This is a genomic window from Duganella sp. Root1480D1, from assembly GCF_001427305.1.
Classification (GTDB): domain Bacteria; phylum Pseudomonadota; class Gammaproteobacteria; order Burkholderiales; family Burkholderiaceae_D; genus Rugamonas.
On the sequence record NZ_LMFZ01000008.1, the window covers coordinates 39775 to 64444 of the forward strand.

The 24670-nt window shown below is 60.3% G+C and carries 22 protein-coding genes; 20 read left to right on the forward strand and 2 right to left on the reverse strand.

Going from position 1 to position 24670, the window contains the following annotated elements; translation table 11 throughout:
* Positions 1 to 3: 3 nt before the first annotated feature.
* On the reverse strand, positions 4 to 1713 hold the full coding sequence (gene argS, locus ASD58_RS10605) for an arginine--tRNA ligase (RefSeq protein WP_057261092.1): 1710 nt from the start codon (positions 1711 to 1713) through the stop codon (positions 4 to 6).
* Positions 1714 to 2495: 782 nt separating this feature from the next.
* Here argS and rsmB point away from each other — a divergent pair.
* From rsmB to ASD58_RS10700, 20 genes are all read left to right on the forward strand, one after another.
* Positions 2496 to 3845 carry a 16S rRNA (cytosine(967)-C(5))-methyltransferase RsmB gene (gene rsmB / locus ASD58_RS10610; RefSeq protein WP_057261164.1) on the forward strand — a complete coding sequence of 450 codons (1350 nt, stop codon included), beginning with the start codon at positions 2496 to 2498 and terminating at the stop codon, positions 3843 to 3845.
* Between the two features lie 64 nt (positions 3846 to 3909).
* Positions 3910 to 4443 (forward strand): DUF4390 domain-containing protein, encoded by a 534-nt coding sequence (locus tag ASD58_RS10615; RefSeq protein ID WP_229209952.1) that lies wholly within the window; start codon positions 3910 to 3912, stop codon positions 4441 to 4443.
* Positions 4444 to 6729 (forward strand): ATP-binding protein, encoded by a 2286-nt coding sequence (locus ASD58_RS10620; protein WP_057261094.1) that lies wholly within the window; start codon positions 4444 to 4446, stop codon positions 6727 to 6729. It abuts the gene before it with no gap.
* Positions 6730 to 6829: 100 nt separating this feature from the next.
* Positions 6830 to 7543, forward strand: a complete 714-nt coding sequence (locus ASD58_RS10625) for a response regulator (protein ID WP_057261095.1) — start codon at positions 6830 to 6832, stop codon at positions 7541 to 7543.
* Between the two features lie 236 nt (positions 7544 to 7779).
* The gene (locus tag ASD58_RS32705) at positions 7780 to 7908 is read left to right on the forward strand and encodes a hypothetical protein (protein ID WP_307177321.1); all 129 of its coding nucleotides are present in this window, start codon (positions 7780 to 7782) and stop codon (positions 7906 to 7908) included.
* Between the two features lie 54 nt (positions 7909 to 7962).
* Entirely contained in the window at positions 7963 to 8220 is a 258-nt protein-coding gene (locus ASD58_RS10635) for a DUF3567 domain-containing protein (RefSeq protein ID WP_055928525.1), read from the forward strand.
* Between the two features lie 240 nt (positions 8221 to 8460).
* Positions 8461 to 9336 carry a hypothetical protein gene (locus ASD58_RS10640; protein ID WP_156401231.1) on the forward strand — a complete coding sequence of 292 codons (876 nt, stop codon included), beginning with the start codon at positions 8461 to 8463 and terminating at the stop codon, positions 9334 to 9336.
* Positions 9337 to 9338: 2 nt separating this feature from the next.
* A complete protein-coding gene (locus tag ASD58_RS10645; protein ID WP_057261098.1) occupies positions 9339 to 9728 on the forward strand; it encodes a VOC family protein in 390 nt (129 codons plus the stop codon).
* A 7-nt stretch (positions 9729 to 9735) separates the two neighbouring features.
* Positions 9736 to 10245 carry a YegJ family protein gene (locus ASD58_RS10650; RefSeq protein ID WP_057261099.1) on the forward strand — a complete coding sequence of 170 codons (510 nt, stop codon included), beginning with the start codon at positions 9736 to 9738 and terminating at the stop codon, positions 10243 to 10245.
* Positions 10246 to 10258: 13 nt separating this feature from the next.
* Positions 10259 to 10903: a glutathione S-transferase family protein gene (locus tag ASD58_RS10655; RefSeq protein WP_057261100.1), complete on the forward strand. Its 645-nt coding sequence runs from the start codon at positions 10259 to 10261 to the stop codon at positions 10901 to 10903.
* 9 nt (positions 10904 to 10912) lie between these two features.
* Entirely contained in the window at positions 10913 to 11296 is a 384-nt protein-coding gene (locus ASD58_RS10660) for a VOC family protein (protein WP_057261101.1), read from the forward strand.
* Entirely contained in the window at positions 11287 to 12252 is a 966-nt protein-coding gene (locus ASD58_RS10665; protein WP_057261102.1) for a nitronate monooxygenase family protein, read from the forward strand. Before ASD58_RS10660 ends, ASD58_RS10665 begins: the two co-directional genes overlap by 10 nt.
* 1 nt (position 12253) lies before the next feature.
* Complete coding sequence (locus ASD58_RS10670; protein WP_057261103.1) at positions 12254 to 12856, forward strand: hypothetical protein; 603 nt, start codon at positions 12254 to 12256, stop codon at positions 12854 to 12856.
* Positions 12857 to 12926: 70 nt separating this feature from the next.
* A complete protein-coding gene (locus tag ASD58_RS10675) occupies positions 12927 to 13712 on the forward strand; it encodes a class II glutamine amidotransferase (RefSeq protein WP_057261104.1) in 786 nt (261 codons plus the stop codon).
* A gap of 54 nt (positions 13713 to 13766) precedes the next feature.
* Entirely contained in the window at positions 13767 to 15050 is a 1284-nt protein-coding gene (locus ASD58_RS10680) for an EAL and HDOD domain-containing protein (RefSeq protein ID WP_057261105.1), read from the forward strand.
* 81 nt (positions 15051 to 15131) lie between these two features.
* The gene (locus tag ASD58_RS10685) at positions 15132 to 16052 is read left to right on the forward strand and encodes an ABC transporter ATP-binding protein (RefSeq protein WP_229209953.1); all 921 of its coding nucleotides are present in this window, start codon (positions 15132 to 15134) and stop codon (positions 16050 to 16052) included.
* Between the two features lie 9 nt (positions 16053 to 16061).
* Positions 16062 to 17345 (forward strand): ABC transporter permease, encoded by a 1284-nt coding sequence (locus ASD58_RS10690; RefSeq protein WP_057261107.1) that lies wholly within the window; start codon positions 16062 to 16064, stop codon positions 17343 to 17345.
* Between the two features lie 110 nt (positions 17346 to 17455).
* Complete coding sequence (locus ASD58_RS30475; RefSeq protein ID WP_229209954.1) at positions 17456 to 17800, forward strand: DUF3024 domain-containing protein; 345 nt, start codon at positions 17456 to 17458, stop codon at positions 17798 to 17800.
* A 97-nt stretch (positions 17801 to 17897) separates the two neighbouring features.
* Positions 17898 to 18377 (forward strand): hypothetical protein, encoded by a 480-nt coding sequence (locus ASD58_RS31165; protein WP_156401232.1) that lies wholly within the window; start codon positions 17898 to 17900, stop codon positions 18375 to 18377.
* A gap of 210 nt (positions 18378 to 18587) precedes the next feature.
* On the forward strand, positions 18588 to 20258 hold the full coding sequence (locus ASD58_RS10700; protein ID WP_057261109.1) for an ATP-dependent endonuclease: 1671 nt from the start codon (positions 18588 to 18590) through the stop codon (positions 20256 to 20258).
* A 534-nt stretch (positions 20259 to 20792) separates the two neighbouring features.
* Here ASD58_RS10700 and metH read toward each other — a convergent pair.
* A complete protein-coding gene (gene metH, locus ASD58_RS10705; RefSeq protein ID WP_057261110.1) occupies positions 20793 to 24560 on the reverse strand; it encodes a methionine synthase in 3768 nt (1255 codons plus the stop codon).
* Positions 24561 to 24670 lie beyond the last annotated feature (110 nt).

The window sequence follows — 24670 nt, forward strand, 5'->3', positions numbered from 1 at the left end:
ACCTTACATTTGGTTAGGAGCGGAAACACCGATCAGTGCCAGGCCATTGCGCAGCACCTGGCGGGTAGCAACCATCAGGGCCACGCGGGCCAGCTTGGTGGCTTCGTCTTCCACCAGCACTTTTTCGGCGAAATAGAATGAGTGCAGGGCGGCAGCCAGGTCGCGCAGGTAGAAGGCTACCTGGTGTGGACCCAGTTCGGCCTGGGCACGGGCCAGCACTTCCGGGTACTGGGCCAGGGCGGCCAGCAGGGTTGCTTCGGTCGGCGCGATCAGCGGCGACAGGTCGACGTTGGCCACGGAGGCTTCGTCGCCGCCCCAGTTTGCCAGCATGCGGCAGATACGCGCGTGGGCGTATTGCACGTAGTAGACCGGATTTTCGTCGGAGGTTTTCAGCGCGACGTCGACGTCGAACACGAATTCGGTGTCGGCTTTACGCGAGATCAGGAAGAAGCGCACGGCGTCGCGGCCCTTGGTGATGTCGCCGCCGCCGGACCATTCGATCAGGTCGCGCACGGTGACGTAGGAGCCGGCACGCTTGGAAATCTTCACCTCGGCGCCGTCCTTCATCACGGTGACCATCTTGTGCAGCACGTAGTCCGGGAAACCCTGCGGGATGCCCAGGCCGACTGCTTGCAGGCCGGCGCGCACTCGGGCGATGGTGCCGTGATGGTCGGAACCCTGGATGTTAATGGCCTGGGTGAAGCCGCGCTGGAACTTGACGATGTGGTAGGCGACGTCCGGCACGAAGTAGGTGTAGCCGCCGTCGGTCTTGCGCATCACGCGGTCCTTGTCGTCGCCGTAGTCGGTGGTGCGCAGCCACAGCGCGCCGCCGTCTTCGTAGGTGTGGCCGTTGGCAACCAGCGCTTCGACAGCCTTTTCCACTTTGCCGTCGGAGTACAGCGAGGATTCCAGGTAGTAGTTGTCGAACTTCACGCCGAAGGCTTGCAGGTCGATGTCCTGCTCGTTGCGCAGGTAGGTGACCGCGAAGGCGCGGATGTTTTCGATGTCTTCGACGTTGCCGGAGCCGGTCACCGGCTGGCCGTCGGAGGCGGAAACAGTCTTCTTGGCCAGGAAATCGGCGGCGATGTCGGCAATATAGTCGCCGTTGTAGGCCGATTCAGGCCATTCCGCGTCACCCGGCTTGAAGCCCTTGGCGCGGCACTGGACCGAATTGGCCAGGGTCTGGATCTGCACGCCGGCGTCGTTGTAATAGAACTCGCGGGTGACCTTGGCGCCTTGCGCTTCGAACAGCGAGGACAGGGCGTCGCCCAGGGCAGCCTGGCGGCCGTGGCCAACGTGCAGAGGGCCGGTCGGGTTGGCGGAGACGAATTCGATGATGACGTTCTTGCCTGCCAGGGACTCGCTCTGGCCGAAGGCGGCGCCCTGCTGCAGCACGGACTTGACCACGGACTGCTTGGCGGCATCGCTCACGCGCAGGTTGATGAAGCCTGGGCCGGCGATATCGGCGGCGGCGACCAGCTGCTTGCCTGCAGGGTTTTCCAGCAGGGCAGCGACGATCTTCTGCGCCAGTTCGCGCGGATTCATCTTGAGCTGCTTGGCCAACTGCATGGCGATATTGCAGGCCACGTCGCCGTGCGAGGCGTCGCGTGGGCGCTCGAGCACCACGTTGGCTTTAACGTCGGAACCTTCCAGGATCGGCGCGAGGGCGGCCTGGAACAGGGAAATGATCTCTTGCTTTTGTTGGGCGAGCATGTGAATAGCCGGGAACGTCTGAAAGAGGGACATTATACTTGTTTGCAAGAACGGGTAAATCAGGGAAAACAAGGGGTTAGGAGGCTTATCCCGGGGTACAATCTTGGTTTTCACAGATTTACCGCGATGAATACGGCCTCCCGGCCGTGCCGCCGGCCGGCGGGCGCGATGACAGGATTGCAATGACTAAGAAAGAGCGCCCAACCTTATCCCTCAAACCAAAGGCTAAACCGGCTGCGCCGGCGGCCAAGGCGCCTCGTGCGCAGGGGGATGGCGGACAGCGTTCGGCTGGTTCTGACCGCCCGCGCGCCGCTGGCCCGCGCCCGGCCGGGCAATCCCGCAGTGAATCTGCCCCACGCGGCAACGGGCCGCGCCCGAGCGGCGAAGGCGCCCAACGCGGCTTCGGACCACGTCCGGACCGCGAAAACCGTGGCGAGGGGCGCAGCGAGGGGCGCGGCGAGCGCGAACAGCGCGGCGCCACTCCGCGTTCGGACCGCGAAAATCGCGGGGAAGGCCACGACGACCGTGGCCAACGCAGCTTGGGCCCGCGCGCCGGCGGCGAAAACCGTGGCGAAGGGCGCGGCGAGCGCGAACAGCGCGGCTTCGGCCGACGCGAAGGCGCCGAGTTTCGCAACGACTCGCGCGCAGAGGGCAACCAGCGTGGTTTCGGCCGTGCAGCGGGTGGGGAGGACAATGGTTCCGGCTCGCCCTGGGGTGCCCGCAAGCCGGCCCCTCGTGGTGCGCACACGCCGCCAGCACCGCGTGCCCCAGGCAAGCCAGCCATCCGCGAAAGCCACCACCGCGACCTGAAACCGCGCCTGCAGACCGAATTCCAGTCCGAGCTGAAACAAGATTCGCTGGCGTTCGCAATCCTGGGCGCCGCAACTGCCTCAGCCGAAGTCCTGCAAGGCACCGCTTTGCCGCAGGCACTGGCCGCAGTGTTCGCAAACAATAACGCCACCCCGCAAGCCCGCGGTGCAATCCAGGACATCGCCTACCGCGCGATGCGCCAACTGGCCTTGAGTGAAATCCTGATCGGCCTGATGGCGCCGAAAGCCCCGGACCCGCTGGTCCGGTCGCTGCTCGCCGTCGCCTTGCCGCTGATGCACCCGGCCGATGGCAGCCCGGCCCCATACGAAGCCTTCACGGTAGTCGACCAGGCCGTCACCGCGGCCTGCTCCCACCCGGACACGGCGCGCGCAAAAAACATGGTCAACGCCCTGCTGCGCCGCTTCCTGCGGGAGAAAGAAGAGTTGCTGGACGAAGCCTTGCAACAACCGGAAGCTAAATATAACTACCCGCAGTGGTGGATCGACTCCGTCATCACCGCCTACCCGAAAGACTGGGAACAGGTGCTGGCCGCCGGTAACAAGGCCCCGCCGCTGACGCTGCGCGTCAACACCCGCCACACCTCGCTGGCCGACTACCTGGCGCGCCTGGCGCAAGAAGGCATCGAAGCCACCCAGGTTGGCGACTTTGCCGTCCGCCTGGCCAAGCCGGTGCCGGTGCACCAGATTCCCGGTTTCGACGAAGGCGATGTCTCGGTGCAGGATGCCGGTGCCCAACTGGCGGCGCCGTTGCTGGACGTACAAGCCGGCATGCGCGTGCTGGACGCCTGCGCTGCCCCCGGCGGCAAGACTTGCCACATCCTCGAACTCGCCGATGTCAATTTAACAGCATTGGATGCCGATCCGAAGCGCCTGCAACGCGTGCAGGAAAACCTCGACCGTCTGCAATTGCACGCAACTTTGCAGCCGGCAGAGGCCCAAGCCGACGCCTGGTGGGACGGCCAGCAGTTCGACCGCATCCTGGCCGACGTGCCTTGCACCGCCTCCGGCATCGTGCGCCGCCACCCGGATATCCGCTGGTTGCGCCGCAAGAGCGACACCCGCCAACTTGCAACACTTTCGTCGCAAATTCTCGACAACCTTTGGAAAATGCTCGCCCCCAATGGTAAATTGCTGTTCGTGACATGTTCGTTGTGGCCGCAGGAGTCCGAGGCGCAGGCGGCCGCTTTCGCGGTGCGCAACCGCGCCACCCGCCTCGATGCGCCGGGCCAATTGCTGCCCCTGGGCGGCGCCGAGCAGGATCACGATGGTTTGTTCTACGCATTGTTCCAGAAAGATGCGTAACCCTTTGACGAGCACCAGGCAAGTGATCCAAAGATTTCTTCGACTCCTTTGCTGGCAGTTGCTGTTGACGCTTGCGTGTGCGTTACCGCACGCCGCCCACGCCTCCGACGAGACGGTGGAGATCACGCGCGCCTATATCGAGGCGGCGGAAGAGGGATACCGCCTGTCCTCTGCGTACTCGTTCGAGCTAAGCCACGGCATGGAAGAAACGGTGCAATCGGGCGTCCCGCTGCACTTCACCACGGAAATCAGCTTTACCCGCCCGCGCTGGTACTGGTTCGATGAAAAAGCCGTCACCGCCAAGCGCACCCACAAGCTGTGGTACGACGTGCTGATACGCCAGTACTACGTCAAGATCGTCGGTTCCGTTGCCCAGCCTTTCCAGACGCTGGACGAAGCCCTGTTTTTCATCCGCCGGCCTACCCGCTGGGTAGTCGCGCCGCGCGGCGCCCTGAAGGTGGGCGAAACGTATAACGTGACACTGCGCATGGGCATGGACAAGGATTTCCTGCCAAAACCGATCCAGGTCAACGCCTTCAACAACAGCGAGTGGCGACTCTCGTCCAGCAAAAAAACCTTCCAGTACAGGGCTGAGTAAGTGACGTCTGCCCTCAGGTATTTGTTTGTCGTCGCTGGCGCGATCTGCAGCATATTGCTGTTCCTGCTCGCCTCGGCCTCGGACAATTCCGGCTTCTTCGACCGCTATTACGGCTGGCTGCTTGGCCTGAACGCCTCTGTCGCGCTGGCGCTGGTGCTGCTGGTCGGCGTTTCGCTGTTCCGGCTCTACTCCCGCTACAAGAGCGGCAAGTTCGGTTCGCGCCTGATGACCCGGCTGGTGGTGCTGTTTGCCGCCATCGGCGTGTTGCCCGGCCTGGTGATCTTCCTGGTGTCGGTGCAGTTCGTGTCGCACTCCATCGATTCCTGGTTCAATGTGCGGGTGGAAGAAGCGCTGGATGCAGGCCTGGACCTGGGCCGCTCGGCGCTCGACGAATCGCTGGCCGAACTGGAAGCACAGGCGCGCGGCACCGTGCGCCAACTGGCCGAAGACCCGTTCTATTCCGCGCCGGCCACGCTGGCGCGCTTTGTGCGGCGCCACCCCGGCACCCAGAGCGCCATCATTGTCGATGCCGACGGCGGCCTGATTGTGTCCGCCATGGGCGAGCGCCGCATCAACCTGTCGGCCGACCTGCCCTCGGCGGCCATGCTGAACAAGGCCAAGGACGATCCTTCCTATTCCGCCTACGAAGGCGGCGGTGAACTGCGCGAGGACCGCGCCGGCGCCGCGCAACCGGCGCCGTTCGATGCCAACAGCGTGCTGCGCCTGCGCGTGCTGATGGCAATTCCCGACCCGGTGCAGCCGTCCGGCGCCCACCTGGCGCCGCGCTACCTGCAGATCATCCAGGCGGTGCCGCAGAAACTGGCCAGCAATGGCGAAATGCTGCGTACCGCCTTCTCGGAATACAAAGAGCGCTTCGTGGCCCGCGTCGGCTTGCGCAAGATGTATATCGAAACGCTGACCTTGACGCTGCTGCTGGCGGTGTTCGGTGCCATCGCAGCTGCCTTCCTGATCGCAAACGACCTGGCGCAGCCGCTGCTGCTGCTGGCCGAAGGCACCCGCGCCGTGGCCGAAGGCGACCTGTCGCCGCGCCCGATCGTCGCCAGCTCGGACGAACTGGGCACGCTGACCCAATCCTTCAATACCATGACACGCCAGTTGTCCGAAGCGCGCAGCGCCGTCGAACGCAACCGCATCGCGCTGCAGAACGCCAAGGCCCACCTGGAGTCGGTGCTGGCCAATATGTCGGCGGGGGTGATGGTGCTGGATTCGGATTTCCGCCTGGTTACCTGTAACGATTCGGTCGAGCGCATCCTGCAGCATGCCGGCGTGACCCTGATCGGCCAGCCGCTGGCCGAAGTGGAAGGCATGCATGAATTTGCCGGCGCCATTATCAACGCCTTCTCGGCGCAGTCGGCGCAGACCGCGGCCGGCCGCAACCTGCAGCGCTTGCACTGGCAGCGCCAGATCGAGATCCCACGCCCGCCCGGCAGCGCAGAAGAAAATGAACTGATCCTGCTGACGCGCGGCTCGCGCCTGCCGCTGGAAACCGGCAGCGGATACATCGTCGTGTTCGACGATATCACCGACGTGATCTCGGCCCAGCGCTCGATCGCCTGGGGTGAGGTAGCGCGCCGCCTGGCCCATGAAATCAAAAACCCGCTGACGCCTATCCAGCTCTCAGCGGAACGCCTGCAAATGAAGCTTGAATCCAAGCTGGCGGGCCCCGATGTGGAACTGCTCAACAAAGCCTCCACCACCATCGTCAATCAGGTCGCCGCCATGAAACGCATGGTCGACGACTTCCGCGATTACGCCCGCACCCCGCCTGCCGTGCTGCAGCCGCTCGACTTGAATGCCCTGGTCGAGGACATCCTGCACCTGTACGTGAGCGGGGAGGGCAACGACATCATCCACGCCAACCTGGCGCCGGCCCTGCCCATGGTCCTGGGCGACGACACACAATTGCGCCAGGTGATCCACAACCTGCTGCAAAATGCGCAGGACGCGCTGCAGGAGCATCCCCCTGCCGGCGCCGAGCCTCGCATCGACGTGGTCACGGAAGGCATCATCTACCAGAGTGCGGACGGCGGCACACGTATTGCGGTGCGGCTCTCAATCTCGGACAATGGCCCCGGATTTGCACCGAAAATCCTGGCCAATGCGTTCGAACCGTATGTGACGTCGAAGGCGAAGGGCACGGGCCTGGGCCTGGCGATGGTGAAAAAGATTATCGAGGAACACGGGGGCCGGATCGATATCCAGAACCGTGACGATAGTAGTGGAGCGTCGGTGCTGATTTTGCTGTTAAAGTTGGCGTCGGTGTAGTTGGCATAATATTGTTGGACTAATAAAATCATTGTCGCGCCGACAGGTATAGAATGCCTGCGTAGAGAGCGATAAAAATGAGGGAAGGGGCAAGGGATACATGGCAAACATTCTCGTAGTTGATGATGAAATGGGGATCCGGGAGCTGCTCTCGGAAATCCTGGGCGACGAAGGTCATGCGGTGACGCTGGCGGAGAACGCCCAACAGGCGCGGCAGGCCCGCGCTGCCGGGGCACCCGACCTGGTCCTGCTCGACATCTGGATGCCGGACACGGACGGCGTGACGCTGCTCAAGGAATGGCAGCGCGATGGCTTGCTGACCATGCCGGTCATCATGATGTCCGGTCACGCGACCATTGATACCGCGGTGGAGGCAACCCGCATCGGCGCCATGAATTTCCTGGAAAAGCCGATTGCGATGCAAAAGCTGCTGAAAGCGGTGCAGGCTGGCCTGAGCCGAGCGCAGGAAGCGGTGCGAGCGCCGGTGCTGGCGAGCCGCCCGGTCATGCCGGCGCCGGTCGAGGAAACCAGCTTTGGCCAGGCGCAGGTGACGCAGCAGCCAGTGGCCCACAACCTGGGCATGGCGCGCGCCGTCAACGGCGACAACCCGATCTTCAACCTGTCGTTCGACTTGCCGCTGCGCGAAGCACGCGACGCGTTCGAGCGCATGTACTTCGAACACCACCTGGGCCGAGAAGGCGGCAGCATGACCCGCGTGGCCGAGAAGACCGGACTGGAACGCACCCACCTGTACCGCAAGCTGAAGCAACTGGGCGTAGAGCCCGGCAAGCTGTCCAAAAAGAACCAGGCTTGATTCCTACCATCCTGGTCACAGGCCCAACGGCCGCAGCGCGTGAGAACGCGATTGCGGCCGTTTTGTCGCCTGGCGTATCCACGGCCATCATCCTGGAAGGTTTGGCCGACGGTAATTCTCCTTTGGTGTATGATGAAAGTGACCCGACGGTATGGCAGCCGCAGGTTCACCGCATTGCCCCCGGTTGCCTATGCTGCGCCGGTAATCTTGTCTTACGTGTTACATTGAATCGTCTCTTGCGCCGTCCCCCGGCGCAGCTCTTTATCAGCCTGGCGAATGCCACTCACGTGGATAGCCTGCGCGCCATGCTTGCCACGGCCCCTTACGACGCCCTGCTGCGCCTGGAGCCGGTACTGAACGCTTGAAAATGGCCAGGACAGCCCCATCTCGGTTTGGAAACGAAACGTGAAGGAAGCCATATGAACCTCATTTACAACAGCGAGCAATACAGTGTTGTCGAATTTGGCGCAGATCGCAGCCTGGAAGCTTTGCGCTTCGGCGGCTATGAGATTGTCGACAAAGGCGGCAAGCGCGAAATCTTCATTGCCGGGGTCATGGCGCAGAACTTCCGCCGCGACGTTAACGAATTGATCGCCAGTGAGCCCACCATCGAGGAGATCGATGATTTCCTGGGCAACTACGAAGCACTGATGAGTCAACCAGTGCTGCTGCACTAAGTTCTTTTGCATCCTTCCGTGGAGCGCTCTCTTGCTCCACCGTGGGCAGCCATGTCGGCGCTGCCCGTTTTCCTGGCCGCTCCGGCGCTGAAGTTGTTCTAAGCTTGTTTAGCTGGCATAGTTGCGCTTTATAAAAAATGCTAACCAGGTGGCGCATTCGCATATGAACGATACCTTCGAAGCACGTCTTGCCGAACTCGAAGAGAACGCAAAGACCCCGAAGCATAGCTAGGCCGAGATATGCCTCAAGTACTATTGCGCCGTTTATTCTTGTTCGTCAGTCTTTTGACGCTGGCATTGGCGGCAGATGCCGTTGAGTCGAGCTATCCGCGCGACCTTATGCAGTGGAAGGAAATCGGCATCCCGCCAAACGCTGACCAAGCTGCCAGGGCGATTTGGGACTATGCAGCCAACTACTCGACGCATGAGTGGCGTGTCTATGTCGAAGACGGAAAGGTTAGCGCCAGGCTGGTTTCCCCGGTGCGGCAGGAGAAAGGGGACCGTCCTCCATTTACTCCCAAGGGCTTCCAATTCGGCCGAGGGGATGCGTTCAAGCGCGTGGACGACGGCTGGCTCGTTGGTTTCAATCGCGGCGAATTCGGTGCCTCGCTTTACTGGTTCAGTGCCGATGGCAATCGCAATTACAAGATCTCCGAACATCAGGTGGTCGACTTCATTACGCTGCCGGGTGGCGTGTATGCCATCGAAGGCTTGGCGCATTTGGGCATGAGCGGCGGTTCTGTCATTCGAATTGCGCGGGAGCCGTGGCACCTTCAATGGACGGCAAATCCAGTCACCAAACTTCCCTTTGCGCCTTATGCCGTTGCAGTGCGCAGCGATAATTCAATGCTGGTTACGCTTTCCGATGCACTTGTTTCCGTTGATACGAATGGCGATGTGGTGAGCCTGCTGGATGAGGTGCCATGGGGCGGCCTTTATCCGAATTCTTCGGTGCTTTCCAGCGATGGCCAGAAACTGTTCATAGGCATGCGCCAGTTTGTTGGAGAGTTCGATATCCAAGCCAGGACATTGCGGCTTCTCGTTCCTTCGGATGCATTCCTCAACAAGCTGCCCAAAGACCAGGAACGCCAAATTTACAAACAGTACAACCGATAACCATGCCCGCCATTGGATTCAGTCATTACAACTTGCGCGCGCCGCGAGCGCTGCTCGACGAACTGCGCGATTTTTATTGCGATGTGGTCGGGCTGACCGTTGGCCATCGGCCGCCATTCCGAAGCTTTGGCTATTGGCTCTATGCCGGCGAACACGCTGTACTGCACTTGTCCGAGGCAGGACCCGATGAAAATCGGCCGGCAAAGCCTGCAGGGACGTTTGACCATGCGGCCTTTCGCTGCACCGATCGTGATGCCTATGAGCGCAAGCTATCTGCGCGCGGCATCAAGTATCGCGTGGCCCTTGTGCCGGCAACGCAGCAGCTTCAAATTTTCCTTGCCGATCCGGCAGGCAACGGCATTGAACTCAATTTCGAAAATCAGGAAATCTAAACTAACAATGACGACACGATTCACCGTATTCGCGCTGCTGTTTGCCGCGCTCTCGGCCCCGACTGCAGGCGCCGAAACGCCGATCAAGAAAGCGGAACGTGACGATATTTTCATGGTCCCCACTGCAGATCCTGCGATGGAAAGGGCGTTTGGCAAGGCTCGTTCGACCCTGGACAATTTTCTTCGCATGGCTTCTTCTCCGGCTCCAGGCACTTCGGATTATTCCGTGAAAGTCGCAGTGACCGATGGGAAAAATACCGAGTACTTCTGGGTTCGCGACTTTGAGCGGAAGGGCGAAAAATTCGCAGGCACGCTGGCTAATGAACCGCGGATGGTGAAAAAATTCAAGAACGGCCAGCGGTTTGACTTCTCGCGGAATCTGATCGTTGACTGGACATATATTGATGCGTCGAAGCGGAAGACGTTTGGCAACTTCACTGCATGTGCGCTGCTGACCAGGGAGCCTCCTCAAGAGGCCCGGAAGTTCAGGGAGCAGTTCGGGCTGGACTGCGACTGACTCTCACGACGAGATGGCCCGCAAACAGGAATTCGTTTTGTATGGGGCTGCGGCTTCCGGCTCAGTCGCCGTCGAAGCGGCTCTCACGCTGCTGGGCATTCCATTCCAGTTGATTGAGGGTGAAACATGGTCGTCGAAAGCGGCGCGTGAGCGCGTCGGCGGCCAGAACCCGATGCGGCAGGTACCTACGTTGGTGATGCCGAATGGCGAAACCATCACTGAGAGCGCAGCCATCCTGATCTGGCTGGCCGACTTGCATCCTGCTGCACAGTTGGCGCCGGCAATCGGCGATCCAGCACGGGCTCAGTTCCTGCGCTGGATGTTTTTCGTCTCTTCAGCAATTTATTCGCTACACTGGATCAAGCCGGACGTGAGCCGGATTGGGGCGCCAGAAGGTTCACGGAATAATGTAGTAGACGCAGTCCATGCGCGCATCGCGTTCTGCTGGCGCACCATGGATGCGCAGCTTAAACCGTCAAAGTACTTGTTGGGCGATGCGCTGAGCGTACTCGACCTTTACGTGGCGGTCATCTCCCGTTTCGGTCCTTGGCGTGAGCGGTTCTGCCAGGAGGCCCCGAACATGATGCCGGCGATCATTCGCGTTGACGAAGATCCCCGTCTGAAAAGCCTTTGGGAGCGGAGGTTCCCGTCCGGTTAAGGAGGAGCTTTGAAGCGTACCTGGACAATCATCGGCGTCGCCGACGTCGCACACAGCTTTAACTGGTATCAGGCCTTGTTTGGCCAGCCCAAGTCCGCGCCGGCCCATGAGTTCTTCGGGCAGGTCCTGGATGGAGACGGGACGGTCCTTCTCTGTCTTCACCAATGGGGATCGCACGATCATCCCTCGCTGGCGAGCCCCGGCGATTCGCAGCCCGGCAATGGATTGTTGCTGTTCTTCCGCGTGGACGATTTCGACGCGGCACTGGTCAGGGCGCGCGGGCTCGTGTCAAGCCTTGAAGAAGAGCCGAGCGTTAATCCCAGTACCGGCACGCGGGAATTCGCACTTCGCGATCCGGATGGCTATTACGTGATGGTGAGCGCATGGGACTGAAAACCAGGTTGACGGAGAAGCTCGGGATCGAGCATCCGATCCTGCTGGCACCGATGGGAGTCATGGCCGGCGGCCGGCTGGCTGCTGCCGTGACGAAGGCTGGTGGGCTGGGCATCATCGGTGCCGGTTACGGCGACGCGGAATGGATCGAAAAACAGTTCGCGGCTGCAGATGGCACGCGTGTTGGCTGCGGCTTCATCACCTGGTCGATGGCGCGCGATCCGGGACTGCTTGGGCAGGTGCTGGCGAAGCGGCCGGCAGCGCTGATGCTGTCATTCGGCGCGCTGGAACCGCATGCTTCGGCCATCAAGGCGCATGGCGTGCCCTTGATCTGCCAGGTGCAGGGTATGAAGTATTTGCGCGAAGCTGTCGATGCGGGCGCAGACATCATCGTTGCGCAAGGCTGCGAGGCGGGAGGCCACAGTGGTCACCGCGGCTTGTTCACGCTGGTGCCGGAAGCAGCCGATTACCTGGCCAAACATTCACCGGATACCGTGCTGGTGGCGGCCGGCGGCGTCGGCGACGGCCGCGGGCTGGCTGCGGCGCTGATGCTCGGCGCCGACGGCGTGCTGGTCGGCACCCGCTTCATCGCCGCCGTCGAATCGGAAGCGCCGCAAGGCTTCCGCCAAGCGATCATCGACGCAGATGGCGACTCCACGATGAAGTCCAACTCGGTCGACGTGGTGCGCAAGCGCTACTGGCCTAATTCGGAATTCGTCGTTCGCGTCTTGAAGAACAATTTTGTCGCAGCATGGCATGGACGCGAGCGCGAACTGGAAAAGTCGCTCGATGTCGAGTTCGAACGTTTCCTGGATGCCTTCAAGGCAGGTGATGCCTGCAATGCCGGTGTGCTGATGGGCGAGATCTCGGGCATCATCCAGGACGCGCCGCCAGCCGCGGAAATTGTCAGCAAAATGATAGCCCAGGCCTGTGAGCTATTGGGCCGGAACGATTAACATGACGGACGCTTCCGCTCCTTCCGCCACCATGATTAAAGAACTCGAAGTGATCGTGAAACGGTTGCTAGTTGAAATCAGGAAGGACATCTCGTTCTTCGGGTCTTGCGGCGCACTGGTTGGATTGCTGATGCTTTGGCAGTTCAAGCTTAGCGTTCTCGGGCTCGCAAGCGGAAAAGCGTGGCCAATCGAGCTGTTCTCCGATTTCGTCTCCTTCAATGCATTCACGCTGGTTTTTATTGGACTGATCGTGATTTCCACGGCGGCGACGTTGTTACGTGAATTGGGCCTTCCGTTGCCCCGCCTTGAAGCTTCGGTTGCACATCTCGAAGAGCGCCTCTCGCAGTTAGCGAGCTCAATTATCTCCTTTACTCTTGGGTTGTCGGCATTGGCGCTTCTGCATGCTTTGCTCACCTTGGAGCAGGGTGGCCTTTGGCTCGCGGTCCTCGTGGTTATTTTCGATTGCGTCATCTTCGGCGGCTTTATTGCTGCGGCGGCCTTCGCGCGGCGCATTGCGCCGTTTGACAAGTGGAAAGCGTCGCTGTCAGCATTTGCCGCTGCACTGTTCTTTATTGGATGGCTTCTCGTCAATGGCGCGAGCTGAACTCACTGTCTCGCTGGTGGATGCTGGGCCTTGGCATTGCGAAGCGCCAGCAACCTGTTAAAGTTGAGGGATGTGCCAATTATTAGCAATGAACTGCAATGTCCCGACTGACATTGTGTTCAGTTTTACCGGCTTCGCCCTGCGCGGCGGGCAGACCGACACCCACCATGACGGCTGGGGCATCGCCTTTTTCGAAGGCGCCGGCGTGCGCCATTTTGTCGACCACCAGGCCGCCATCCACTCGCCGATCGCAGAGCTGATCAAGAACTATCCGATCAAGTCGAAGAACGTGATCGCGCATATCCGCAAGGCTACGCAGGGCGAGGTCATGCTGGAGAACTGCCATCCTTTCGTGCGTGAGCTGTGGGGCCGCTACTGGGTGTTCGCCCACAATGGCGACCTGAAAGAGTTTGCGCCGGTGCTGCACGGGCCCTTCCGCCCGGTCGGTACCACCGATAGCGAGCAAGCCTTCTGCCTGATCCTGCAGGAGTTGAGCGAGCGTTTCGGCGATACCTGCCCGCCGCTGCCCATGCTGCGCGCGCAGATCGAGAAGACCGTGCGCAGCATCGCCGGCCACGGCACTTTCAACATGATGTTATCCGACGGCCGCGCGCTGTTCGCGCATTGCTCAACCCACTTGCATTACATCGTGCGCCAGTATCCCTTCGACACGGCCAAGCTGTCGGACGAAGATGTGAGCGTGGATTTTTCCCAGGTCACCACGCCCAATGACCGCGTGGCAGTGATCGTCACCCAGCCATTAACTACCAATGAGCAATGGACTGCCTTCGCTCCAGGTGAGATGAAATGCTTTGTGGATGGCCTGCCGCAGAAACGGGACTTCGAGAAAATTTAACAGACACCGGCAGGATTTGATGCCAAAATGGCAGGACACGTCAGGAATTTCCCTATGATCGACCTTTCCAGCAACGATGCGGCCTCCCAGAGCCTGAAAGTTCGGGAATTTTATCTGGGCCGGCAGCCGATCTTGGACCGGAACCAGGCCTTGTTCGGTTACGAGTTGCTTTTTCGCAACGCTCCGGTTGGGCCGGCCAACATCAATACTTCAGCCCTTTCCGCAACCGCTGCGGTCGTCGCACACGCCGCGCAACTGGGCATGGAGCGCACGATTGGCGATGCCATCGGCTTCGTCAACGTGGATGCCGACGCGATCCTGAGCGATATCTTCGGCTTCCTGCCGCGTGAAAAGCTGGTGCTGGAAGTTAGCGCTGCCAATCCGCTGGCGCCCGAGGTGCTGTCGCGCATGTCCGAGCTGGTGAGCCACGGTTTCCGCTTCTCGCTGGACGACATCAATCCCGATTCGCCGCAACTGCCTGCGCTGATGCCGATGGTGGAATACGTCAAGCTGTCGATGCGCGACATGCCGCTGGATGGCCTGGTCAAGCTGGCGCCGCGCTTCAAGCAGGATGGCAAGAAGCTGGTGGCCTGCAAGGTCGAGAACCGCGACGAATTCAAGAACTGCCTGGACCTGGGTTGCGATTACTTCCAGGGCTATTACTTCGCCAAGCCGGTCATCATGAGCGGCAAGAAGCTGTCGCCGTCGCAAATGGCGGTGATGGAGCTGATGACCCTCGTGACCTCGGATGCGGACAATCCCGAGATCGAACGCGCCATCAAGAAAGATGTATCGCTGGCGCTGAACCTGCTGCGACTGGTGAACACGCCGGCCGTCGGCGCGCGCCAGCGCATCGATTCCCTGAGCCAGGCAGTGCATATCCTGGGCCGGCGCCAGTTGCAGCGCTGGCTGCAGATCATGCTGTACGCGGAGCCGGGCAAGCGCGGTCATTCGATGACGCCTTTGCTGATGCTGGCTACTACGCGCGGCCGCCTGCTCGAACTGCTGGCCACCAAGCTGCGCCCGGCGCACCGCCATGTTGCCGACATCGCCTTCACCGTTGGCATCATGTCGCTGATGGATACGCTGTTCGGCATCCCGATGCAGGAAATCCTGGCGCAGATTCCGATGGGCGATGAGGTGGGCGAGGCGTTGATGTTCCGCGGCGGTTTCTTTGGCGACCTGCTCAAGCTGGCCGAGTGCATCGAGCGCCTGGAAGATATGGACACCCGCATCCTGCCAGCGCTGGCCGACCTCGCGATTTCGACCGAGGAGCTGGTGGAGCTGGAGATGTCGGCATTCGAATGGAGTGACAACGTGGTGCGATACGCCCTGTAGAGGCGTACACACCGATAGCGGCGCCGCAGAAAGCGGCGCCGTTTTTTTTCTGGAGGACGAAGAGTGTTAAGTGTCAGTGGGTTGAGCAAGTCATTTGGCGAGCGGCGCGCGGTCGATGGCGTTTCGTTCCAGGTACAACGTGGGCAGACCGTGGGCCTGCTGGGGCCTAACGGCGCGGGCAAGTCGACTACGGTCAGCATGATCTGCGGCCTGATCAGGGCGGATGCTGGCAGCGTCACGCTGGATGGCGAGCCGGTAGTGCAGGGCGCGAGCGCGGCCAAACAGAAATTGGGCCTGGTGCCGCAGGACCTGGCCTTGTACGAAGAGCTGCCTGCAATCGAGAACCTCAAGCTGTTCGGCGCGCTGTACGGCTTGAAAGGTGCTGCGCTGGCCAGGCGCGCGGAGGAAGTGTTGGCGCTGGTGGGTTTGTCGGATCGCGCGAAAGACAAGCCATCCACCTTCTCGGGCGGCATGAAGCGCCGCCTGAACATCGCTGCGGCGCTGCTGCACGATCCGCAACTGCTGATCCTCGACGAGCCAACCGTGGGCGTCGATCCGCAAAGCCGCAATGCCATCTTCGACACGCTGGAAGCGCTGAAAGCGCAGGGCCGCTCCCTGATCTACACCAGCCATTACATGGAAGAAGTGGAACGGCTGGCGGATCATATTGTGATCATCGACCACGGCAAGGTACTGGCCGATGCGCCGCCGGCGGAGCTGTATCGCCGCCTGCCGACGCAAGCTGCGCTGCAGGTTGAACTGGCAAATCCCGATATCCTGCCTGCTGAATTGCTGGTTGCCGCGCTGGCCGGCCTGCCGGGTGTGGCCGCTGTGCGCCGCGATGGCGTTGCGCTGGACATCAGCCTGCACGGCGCGGCCCATGCCGCACCTGTGCTGCGCTGGCTGGACGAACAAGGCCACACGCTGGCCCATTTCGCCACCGCCCGCACCAAGCTGGAAGATATCTTCCTTTCCCTGACTGGCCGCACCTTGCGCGACTGAGGAATTCCGATGACAGCAATTATTGCAATGATCCGTAAGGACCTGATCCTCTACCTGAACGACAAGCGCGCGCTGATGCTTAACCTGCTGATGCCGATCGTGCTGGCGGCCTTCTTTGGTTCGCTGTTCGGCGGTGCGGGCAGCGGCAACAACAGCAAGATAGAAATCGGCCTGGTACAGCAGGACAGCAGCGTGATCGGCCGCAAGGTAGGCGATTCGCTGAAGGCCGATGGCACGTTGACGGTCAAGGAAATGAGCCTTCAGGAGGCGCAGGACAAAGTCCGCTCCGGCAAGCTGATGGTGGCTGTGGTGATCCCGGCTGGCTTTGGCGATGCGGCTGGCAAGTCGCTGTTCCAGCCTGGCGACAAGCCGGAACTGCCTGTGTATTACGACCCTTCGCAGTCGACCGTGCTGGCGATGGTGAAAGGTCTCCTGACGCAGCACGTCATGCAAGGTGTTACGGGCGAGGTAATGGGCGGTAGTGCAACCGGCGCCAAATTCACCGACGACAGCTTGAAGAAGCTGGAAGCTTCGCCTGCGAACGAAGACAAGGAGGCGCTGGTTAGCTTGCTGGGCAGCCTGAAGAAATTCCAGGAGCGTGAGGCAGCCAAGCCGGCGAAGGAATCGGGCAGCAGCGGCGGTGGCTTAAGCGTGCCGTTCACGACCAAGGACGAGGCACTGAGTTCGGGGCCGAAGTACAACGCCTATGCGCACGCGTTTGCGGGCATGGGAGTTCAGTTCATCCTGTTCACGGGAATTGATGTTGGCATCGGCATCCTACTGGCGCGCCGCATGGGGATCTGGAATCGCTTGCTGGCAGCGCCTATCACGATGTCACAAGTGCTGGTGTCGCGAGCGCTGTCCGGCGCCATGATTGCGGCGGGGTTGATGGTGGCGATCTTCTTCGCGGCGATGCTGATGTTTAAGGTAGAGGTGACCAATGTGGTGGGCTTCGCATTGGTTGTCGTGGCGTTTGCGCTGATGACGGCTTCGTTCGGCTTGCTGATTGCGGCGTTTGGCAAGACGCCGGAGGCGGCGCGCGGGCTGGCGACGTTTGCCACCTTGATCCTGGTGATGCTGGGTGGCGCTTGGGTGCCGACGTTTGTGTTCCCGGCGTGGATGCAGCAATTGACCGTTGTGGTGCCGACGCGCTGGGCGGTGGATGGGCTGGATGCCATGACCTGGCGCGGGTTGGGGATGGATGTGGCGCTGCAGACTGCGGGTGTGCAGCTGGCGTTTGCTGCGGTGTTTGGGGTGCTGGCGATCTGGCGCTTCCGCGCTCAAACTCGGTAAAGCAGGCTCTGCCCCACAAACAGCAGCCCAGTGATTTGAAAGTGTCTGCCCAATGGGGACCTGTGGCCAGCAGCTGCCCACCGTCACATCCGGAAGTCGAGGAGCATCTAGTGCTGAACGAACTGGAAAGAAAGAGGATTGAACGTGTTGTCGGAGCCTTCGTCGCAAGGCGGCGTCCGCCTGTCCACATTCGAAAAGAAGTTGACCTTGATTTCAGGATTGCAGGACAGAGCATAGAAATTTTTGAGATTCGACCCGTATGGCAAGGGAACGGAGAAACGAATGAAAATCCTATCGCGAAAGCGACGTTTGTCAGGACACGCGGCGATTGGCAATTGTATTGGCAGCGCAGAGACTTGAAGTGGCACCGTTATGAGCCGTTGCCAGCGGTGCGATCAATTGAAGATGTCATTGCCGAGATTGACGCGGATCCGTGTGCCTGCTTCTGGGGATAATTCGGTAGCGCAGTACAGTGTGCGTTGACCCGGCCGAGTTCGGCCATTTGCGGACGCCTATTGTGCCGCCAGATTCAAGACGATTATCCTTTGAGACATGAATTTTAGAGAACTAGAACAGCTTGGTGAAGCGGACCTGTCGATATGTGGACTGCGGCTTTGGATCCATGGGCGCCAGTTTCCTGACGCAACCGACTATTGGGATGGAAATTGGCTCCGCGTTACTGCCTCTTGCATCTATCCTCATTCTGCGGTTCGAATTCAGAATATCGCCTGTGTTCGTACTGACGAAGTGGCAAGTTTGCTAGCTGGCTGTGAGAAACTGTATTCGACGTTAAGCGGCAAAGCCGAACTGAAATGTATGGAGCCGTATATCTCGGTCGAATTTTCGGGCTCCGCTCGTGGCCACATTGGGGTCAATCTTTCGGTTACTCCTGATCACATCAAGGAGACCCATGATTACGAAGATGAGATCGACCAGTCGTACCTTCCTGCGATCATCAGTTCGTGCGAAGCCATTCTTGTAAAATATCCAATCCGCGACCCTGGTATGAAAACCCGGCCCATTGCGGGTTGATCAACTGTTCGCTCCGGCGGATTCCTGCAATCGGCCAATAGCGGCCGGTTGGACTGCTTCCCTAAAGCAGTCGTCCAGGCGTACACGTTTCTTACCTGGCAGCGACTAGCTGTCCAGGCTTTGTTAAACGACAGCTCGCCATGTTAATCTGGCATTTGGGTTATTTATAACAAGTTCGACCGCAAAGTCGAAGGCTGGGGAGGAATAAGAATGATTTCGTCGTTTCAGCTTAAGTTTGGCCGCTCCCCGGGAGCGACCGCGGAAGCGATCTCAGCGACGCCCGTGACAGTATTCGTCGGTCCGAACAACTCCGGAAAGAGCCGAGTCTTACGGGAAGTCGAACGCTACTGCAGAACCGGCCAGAATGACGCCAATGACCTGCTGCTCGCGGAGCTGACCTTCGCCGGACTAACTTCGGACCGCACAGCCCAATCGATTGAGCGGATTCGCCAGCCCCCTCATCCGGGCGAGGCGCAGCATGTCGATCATATCTTCGTAGGTAGCAAGTACGGGCGACAGCAGGTGCCTGTTGCGTCGCTCCAGCAGTTCCTACAGACCCCCACCTCAAATGTGTCTGCGTTCTGCCAGTGGTATTTAAAACACCTAACACTTATGCTTGACGGAAGCAGTCGCATCGGCCTCGTGGGCCAGCAAGGAGCTGGCGATCTTCAGCGCCCCCCAGAGAGTAGCTTTCAGGTTCTTTTCCGAGACGACGCCAAGCGGCACGAAGTGCGGAGAATCGTATTCGATGCTTTCGGTCGGCACTTTGTCTTAGACCCGACCAATCTGGGGCAGCTACGAATCCGGCTTTCTGATCGAGCTCCACGAGACGACATGGAAGAACGGGGTATCCATGCGGACGCCGTCCGATTTCATGCTTCCGCTCAGGTCATTGATGAGGCGAGCGACGGGGTAAAGGCCTTCACCGGCATCATTACAGAAGTCATGGCTGGAGATCCGAGTGTGGTGCTTGTTGACGAACCTGAAGCCTTTTTGCATCCATCACTTGCCTCAAAACTAGCGCAAGAGGTTGCCCGTGCAGCGCTGTCCGCAGACAAGAGGGTCTTCGTGTCAACGCACAGCCCTCAGTTCGTGATGGGATGCATCCAGTCAGGTGCCCCCGTAAACATCATTAGGCTCACATACAGAGGTGGAGTGGCTACGGCGCGGATTCTCCCGAGCGACGAAATTCTGGAACTCATGAGGCATCCACTGCTGCGCTCGACCGGGCTGCTAAGTGGCCTCTTCTACGAATTTGTGGTGGTTACCGAGTCGGATGCGGATCGAGCGTTCTATCAAGAAATCAATGAGCGGTTGCTTCAGTTCAAGCCTGAATGGGGCATCCCGAATTGCCTATTTTTGAACGCCCAGAATAAGCAAACGGTGCAGACGTTGCTGAGGCCGTTGCGAAAACTTGGAATACCTGCTGCTGGCGTTGTGGACGTGGACGTTCTGAAGGATGGTGGGTCGAACTGGACCAACCTGCTGTCGAGTGCGGATGTTCCCCAACTCTCACATGGGTCGTTTGCGACGTTGCGAGTGGCAGTGAAGAATGCGATGGACGCAACCGGCAAAGACATGAAGCGGGACGGGGGCCTGGCGATCCTTAGCGGCGCAGACAGGCAGGCGGCAGAGGATCTGCTCAATCAACTTAGACAGTATGGAATTTTTGCAATTCCTGGAGGCGAACTAGAGTCTTGGATGAAGGGTCTCGGGGCTAGTGGCCACGGGCCTACGTGGTTGATAGATGTCTTTGAGCGTATGGGAGAGGATCCTAGCAATGCCAACTATGTCCGCCCGAATGCGGGGGACGTATGGGAGTTTGTACGTGATATCAGAAGCTGGCTGGTAGATCCGGCGCGAAAGGGCATTCCCGCATGACGCGTGGTGAGTGGCGGTCGAACAGGTCAGTCAACACGGACGTTGCTACGGCTGGCTGGCCCGCCGTAGCAACGCCAGTTACCTCCGACGTTGGAGGTCCGCTTCTGTCGCGCGCGAAGGTCAGCTCAGGGGGGGCTATGTAAAGGTTTACATAGCGCCCCCTATGCGCAGGTGACACGAGAATGATGGTTCCGGCCCCCGTAGCGGCGGGCCTTGGTGGCCGGATCTATCTATGCATAGTTACAGCGCCTACAGGAACAGCATGAGTGAGTCTGGTGCCCGGAACTACGCATGCTGGCATCGGGCGGCACAAGTCCGGCGAGCGCCTTTTCCTTCATTGCTGGATCGGCCTCGACGTAGCGGTGGGTAAACTATGTCCAGATCTACGCTGATCGACCTCGCGAAATGCCAAGCTACGACTGAACCAGCACAATAATCCTGGGACGACCTGCGCATAGTTGCGAACTGCGCATAGGGGGCGGAAGCTGCCCTCCGACCGGCAGCCTCCATTGCGACAAGCCTGAGCTTCGGCTTTTAAAGGTTCGGCGCCAGCCAGCGCTCAAGCTGCTCCTTGGCCACGGCACGGCGAGCCGCCATGTCGATCAACTGGTCCTCGTTGATTTTCCCGACGGTGAAGTACTTCGACTGCGGGTGCGCAAAGTAGAAGCCCGAAACCGCGGCGCCAGGGAACATCGCAAACGATTCAGTTAGCTCCATCCCGATCTCATTCGCGTTGAGCACGCGGAACACATCCGCCTTCACGGTATGCTCAGGGCAGGCCGGGTAGCCAGGCGCAGGTCGAATGCCTTTGTATTCTTCCTTGATCAACTGCTCATTCGACAGCACTTCTTCCGCAGCATAGCCCCACAGGTCTTTACGCACGCGTTCGTGCAGGTATTCCGCGAATGCCTCGGCCAGGCGGTCAGCCAGCGCCTTCAGCATGATCGACGAGTAGTCGTCATGCGCATCTTCAAAGCGCTTCTCATACTTCTCAATGCCCAGGCCCGCAGTCACTGCGAACATGCCGATGTAATCCTGCTTACCTGAATCCTTCGGTGCGATGAAGTCCGACAGGCATTGGTTTGGACGCTGCACGCCATCGATCACCGGCTTCAGGCCCTGTTGGCGCAGGCCGTAGTAGGTGAACGCCACTTCCGAGCGCGACTCGTCGGTGTAGACCTCGATGTCGTCGTCATTGACGGTATTGGCAGGCAGCAGCGCGATCACGCCATTGGCGGTCAGCCAGCGGCCTTCGATAATCTTCTTCAGCAGCGCCTTGCCTTCCTCGAATACCTTGGAGGCCGCTTCGCCGACAACTTCATCGGTCAGGATGGCAGGGAAGGGGCCGGCCAGGTCCCAGGTCTGGAAGAACGGGCCCCAGTCGATGTATTCGGAAATCGCTGCCAGGTCGACATTCTTGAACACGCGGCGGCCAACGAACTTCGGACGCACAGGAGCAAACTCCAGCTTCGCCTTGTTGGCGCGCGCAGCTTCCAGCGACACGGTCGGCAGGGCCTTCTTGTTGGCGTGCTGCTCGCGGATGCGGGCGTAGTCGTGGTCAAGTTCTTCCACGAACTTGCTGCGCTGTTCGTCGGTCAGCAGTGACTGCGCCACCGACACCGAGCGCGAAGCATCTGGCACATATACCACCGGGCCTTCGTAGTTGTGGGCGATCTTCACCGCAGTGTGGGCACGGCTGGTGGTCGCTCCGCCGATCAGCAGCGGAATCTTCATCATGCGGAAGTGCTCGTCGCGCTGCATTTCCTTAGCAACGTGCGCCATTTCTTCCAGCGATGGCGTGATCAGGCCGGACAGGCCGATGATGTCGGCGTTTTCCAGCTTGGCGCGTGCCAGGATCTCGGAGGCCGGCACCATCACGCCCATGTTCACAACTTCAAAGTTATTACACTGCAGGACCACGGACACGATGTTCTTGCCGATATCGTGCACGTCGCCTTTTACGGTCGCGATCACGATCTTGCCTTTCGGCTTGGCGACGATGCCGGTACGCGCTTCTTCCGCCTTCTTTTCTTCCTCGATGTAAGGAATCAGGTGGGCTACTGCCTGTTTCATCACGCGCGCCGACTTCACCACCTGCGGCAGGAACATCTTGCCCTGGCCGAACAGGTCGCCAACGATATTCATGCCGTCCATCAGCGGGCCTTCGATCACATTGATCGGCCGGCCGCCGCTATTGAACACCTGCAGGCGCATCTCCTCCGTGTCGTCGGTGATGAACTGGGTGATGCCGTGCACCAGCGCGTGCGCCAGGCGTTTTTCGACCGGCGCATTGCGCCACTCCAGGTTCGCAGTCTCTTGCTTGGCGCCGCCCTTCAGCGTCGCCGCGAATTCGATCATGCGCTCGGTGGCGTCTTCGCGGCGGTTCAGCACCACGTCTTCCACACGCTCGCGCAGTTCGGCCGGCAGGTCGTCATACACGCCCACCATGCCGGCGTTGACGATACCCATGGTCATGCCAGCCTTGATGGCGTGGTACAGGAACACGGTGTGGATTGCTTCACGCGCCGGGTCGTTGCCGCGGAAGGAGAACGATACGTTCGACACGCCGCCGGAAATCTTCGCGTGGGGCAGGTTGTTCTTGATCCAGCGCGTGGCTTCGATGAAGTCCACCGCGTAGTTGTTGTGCTCTTCGATACCGGTTGCCACCGCGAAGATGTTCGGGTCGAAGATGATGTCTTCCGGCGGGAAGCCGACTTTCCCGGTCAGCACCTTGTATGCGCGTTCGCAGATTTCGATCTTGCGGGCGAAGGTGTCGGCCTGGCCAGTTTCATCGAATGCCATCACGATGACAGCAGCGCCGTAGCGGCGGCACAGTTTCGCCTGGCGAATGAATTCTTCCTCGCCTTCCTTCATGGAGATAGAGTTCACCACGGCCTTGCCCTGCACGCACTTCAGGCCTGCTTCGATCACCGACCACTTGGAGGAGTCGATCATGATCGGCACGCGAGAGATATCAGGCTCGGAAGCGATCAGGTTCAGGAAGCGGGTCATGGCGGCCTGGGAATCCAGCATCGCCTCGTCCATATTGATGTCGATGACCTGGGCGCCGTTTTCCACCTGCTGGCGTGCGACCGACAGCGCCTCGTCGTACTGCTCGTTCAGGATCATGCGCGCAAAGGCTTTGGAGCCGGTCACGTTGGTGCGCTCGCCGACGTTGACGAACAGCGAATCGTCATCGATGGTGAACGGCTCCAGGCCGGACAGGCGCTGCGCCACAGGCACGTGCGGCAGCTTGCGCGGCGCGGCGGCGGACAGTAGCTTGGCGACGGCGGCGATGTGGTCGGGCGTGGTGCCGCAACAGCCTCCGGCCACGTTGATGAAGCCCGCATCGGCGAACTCGCGCAGCAGGCGCGAAGTGTCTTCCGGCAGTTCGTCGAAGCCGGTATCGCTCATAGGGTTGGGCAGGCCGGCGTTCGGATAGATACAAACAAAGGTATCGGCGATCTGCGACAGCTCTTCGGCGTATGGACGCATCAGGGTCGCGCCCAGCGCGCAGTTCAGGCCAATGGTCAGCGGCCTGGCGTGGCGCACCGAATTCCAGAAGGCCGGCACGGTCTGGCCGGACAGGATGCGGCCGGAGGCGTCGGTCACGGTGCCGGAGATCATCAGCGGCAGGCGTTCGATTTCCGGGCGCTCGTCGAAGTACTGGTCAATCGCGAACAGCGCAGCCTTGCAGTTCAGGGTATCGAAGATGGTTTCCACCAGCAGCACGTCGGCGCCGCCATCCACCAGGCCGCGCACCTGCTCGTAGTAAGCCGCGACCAGTTGGTCGAAGGTGACGTTACGCGCGGCCGGGTCGTTCACGTCCGGCGAAATGGACGCGGTCTTCGGGGTCGGGCCCAAGGCGCCGCAGACGAAGCGCGGCTTGTCTGCGGTGGAATATTTGGCGGTGGCAGCCTTTGCCAGTTTCGCCGCTTCCACGTTCATCTCATAGGCCAGGTGGGCCATGAAATAGTCGTCCTGCGCGATAGAGGTCGCACCAAAGGTATTGGTTTCGATCAGGTCTGCGCCCGCAGCCAGGTAACGTTCATGGATTTCCTGGATCACCTGGGGCTGCGTCAGCGTCAGCAGCTCGTTATTGCCTTTGACGAACAGCTCGCGGTGACCACTGCCTTGCGGTGCCGCGAAATCGGCGAAGCGCTCGCCGCGATATGCTTTTTCATCCAGCTTGTACTGCTGGATGATGGTGCCCATCGCGCCATCCAGGAACATGATGCGCTTCGCAAGGATCTCGCGGAGCTGGGCTTCGGTCTTGGATGCTGGACGGGGCGTGTTAGTCATTTTGATATCGCGGAATTGGGCAACGTGGACCTGAAATTATACGGCAAAGCAGCATTTTCCCCCGGCCACCGGCCCCGGCGGCCGATACAAATTCGGCATTTGCTTATTCC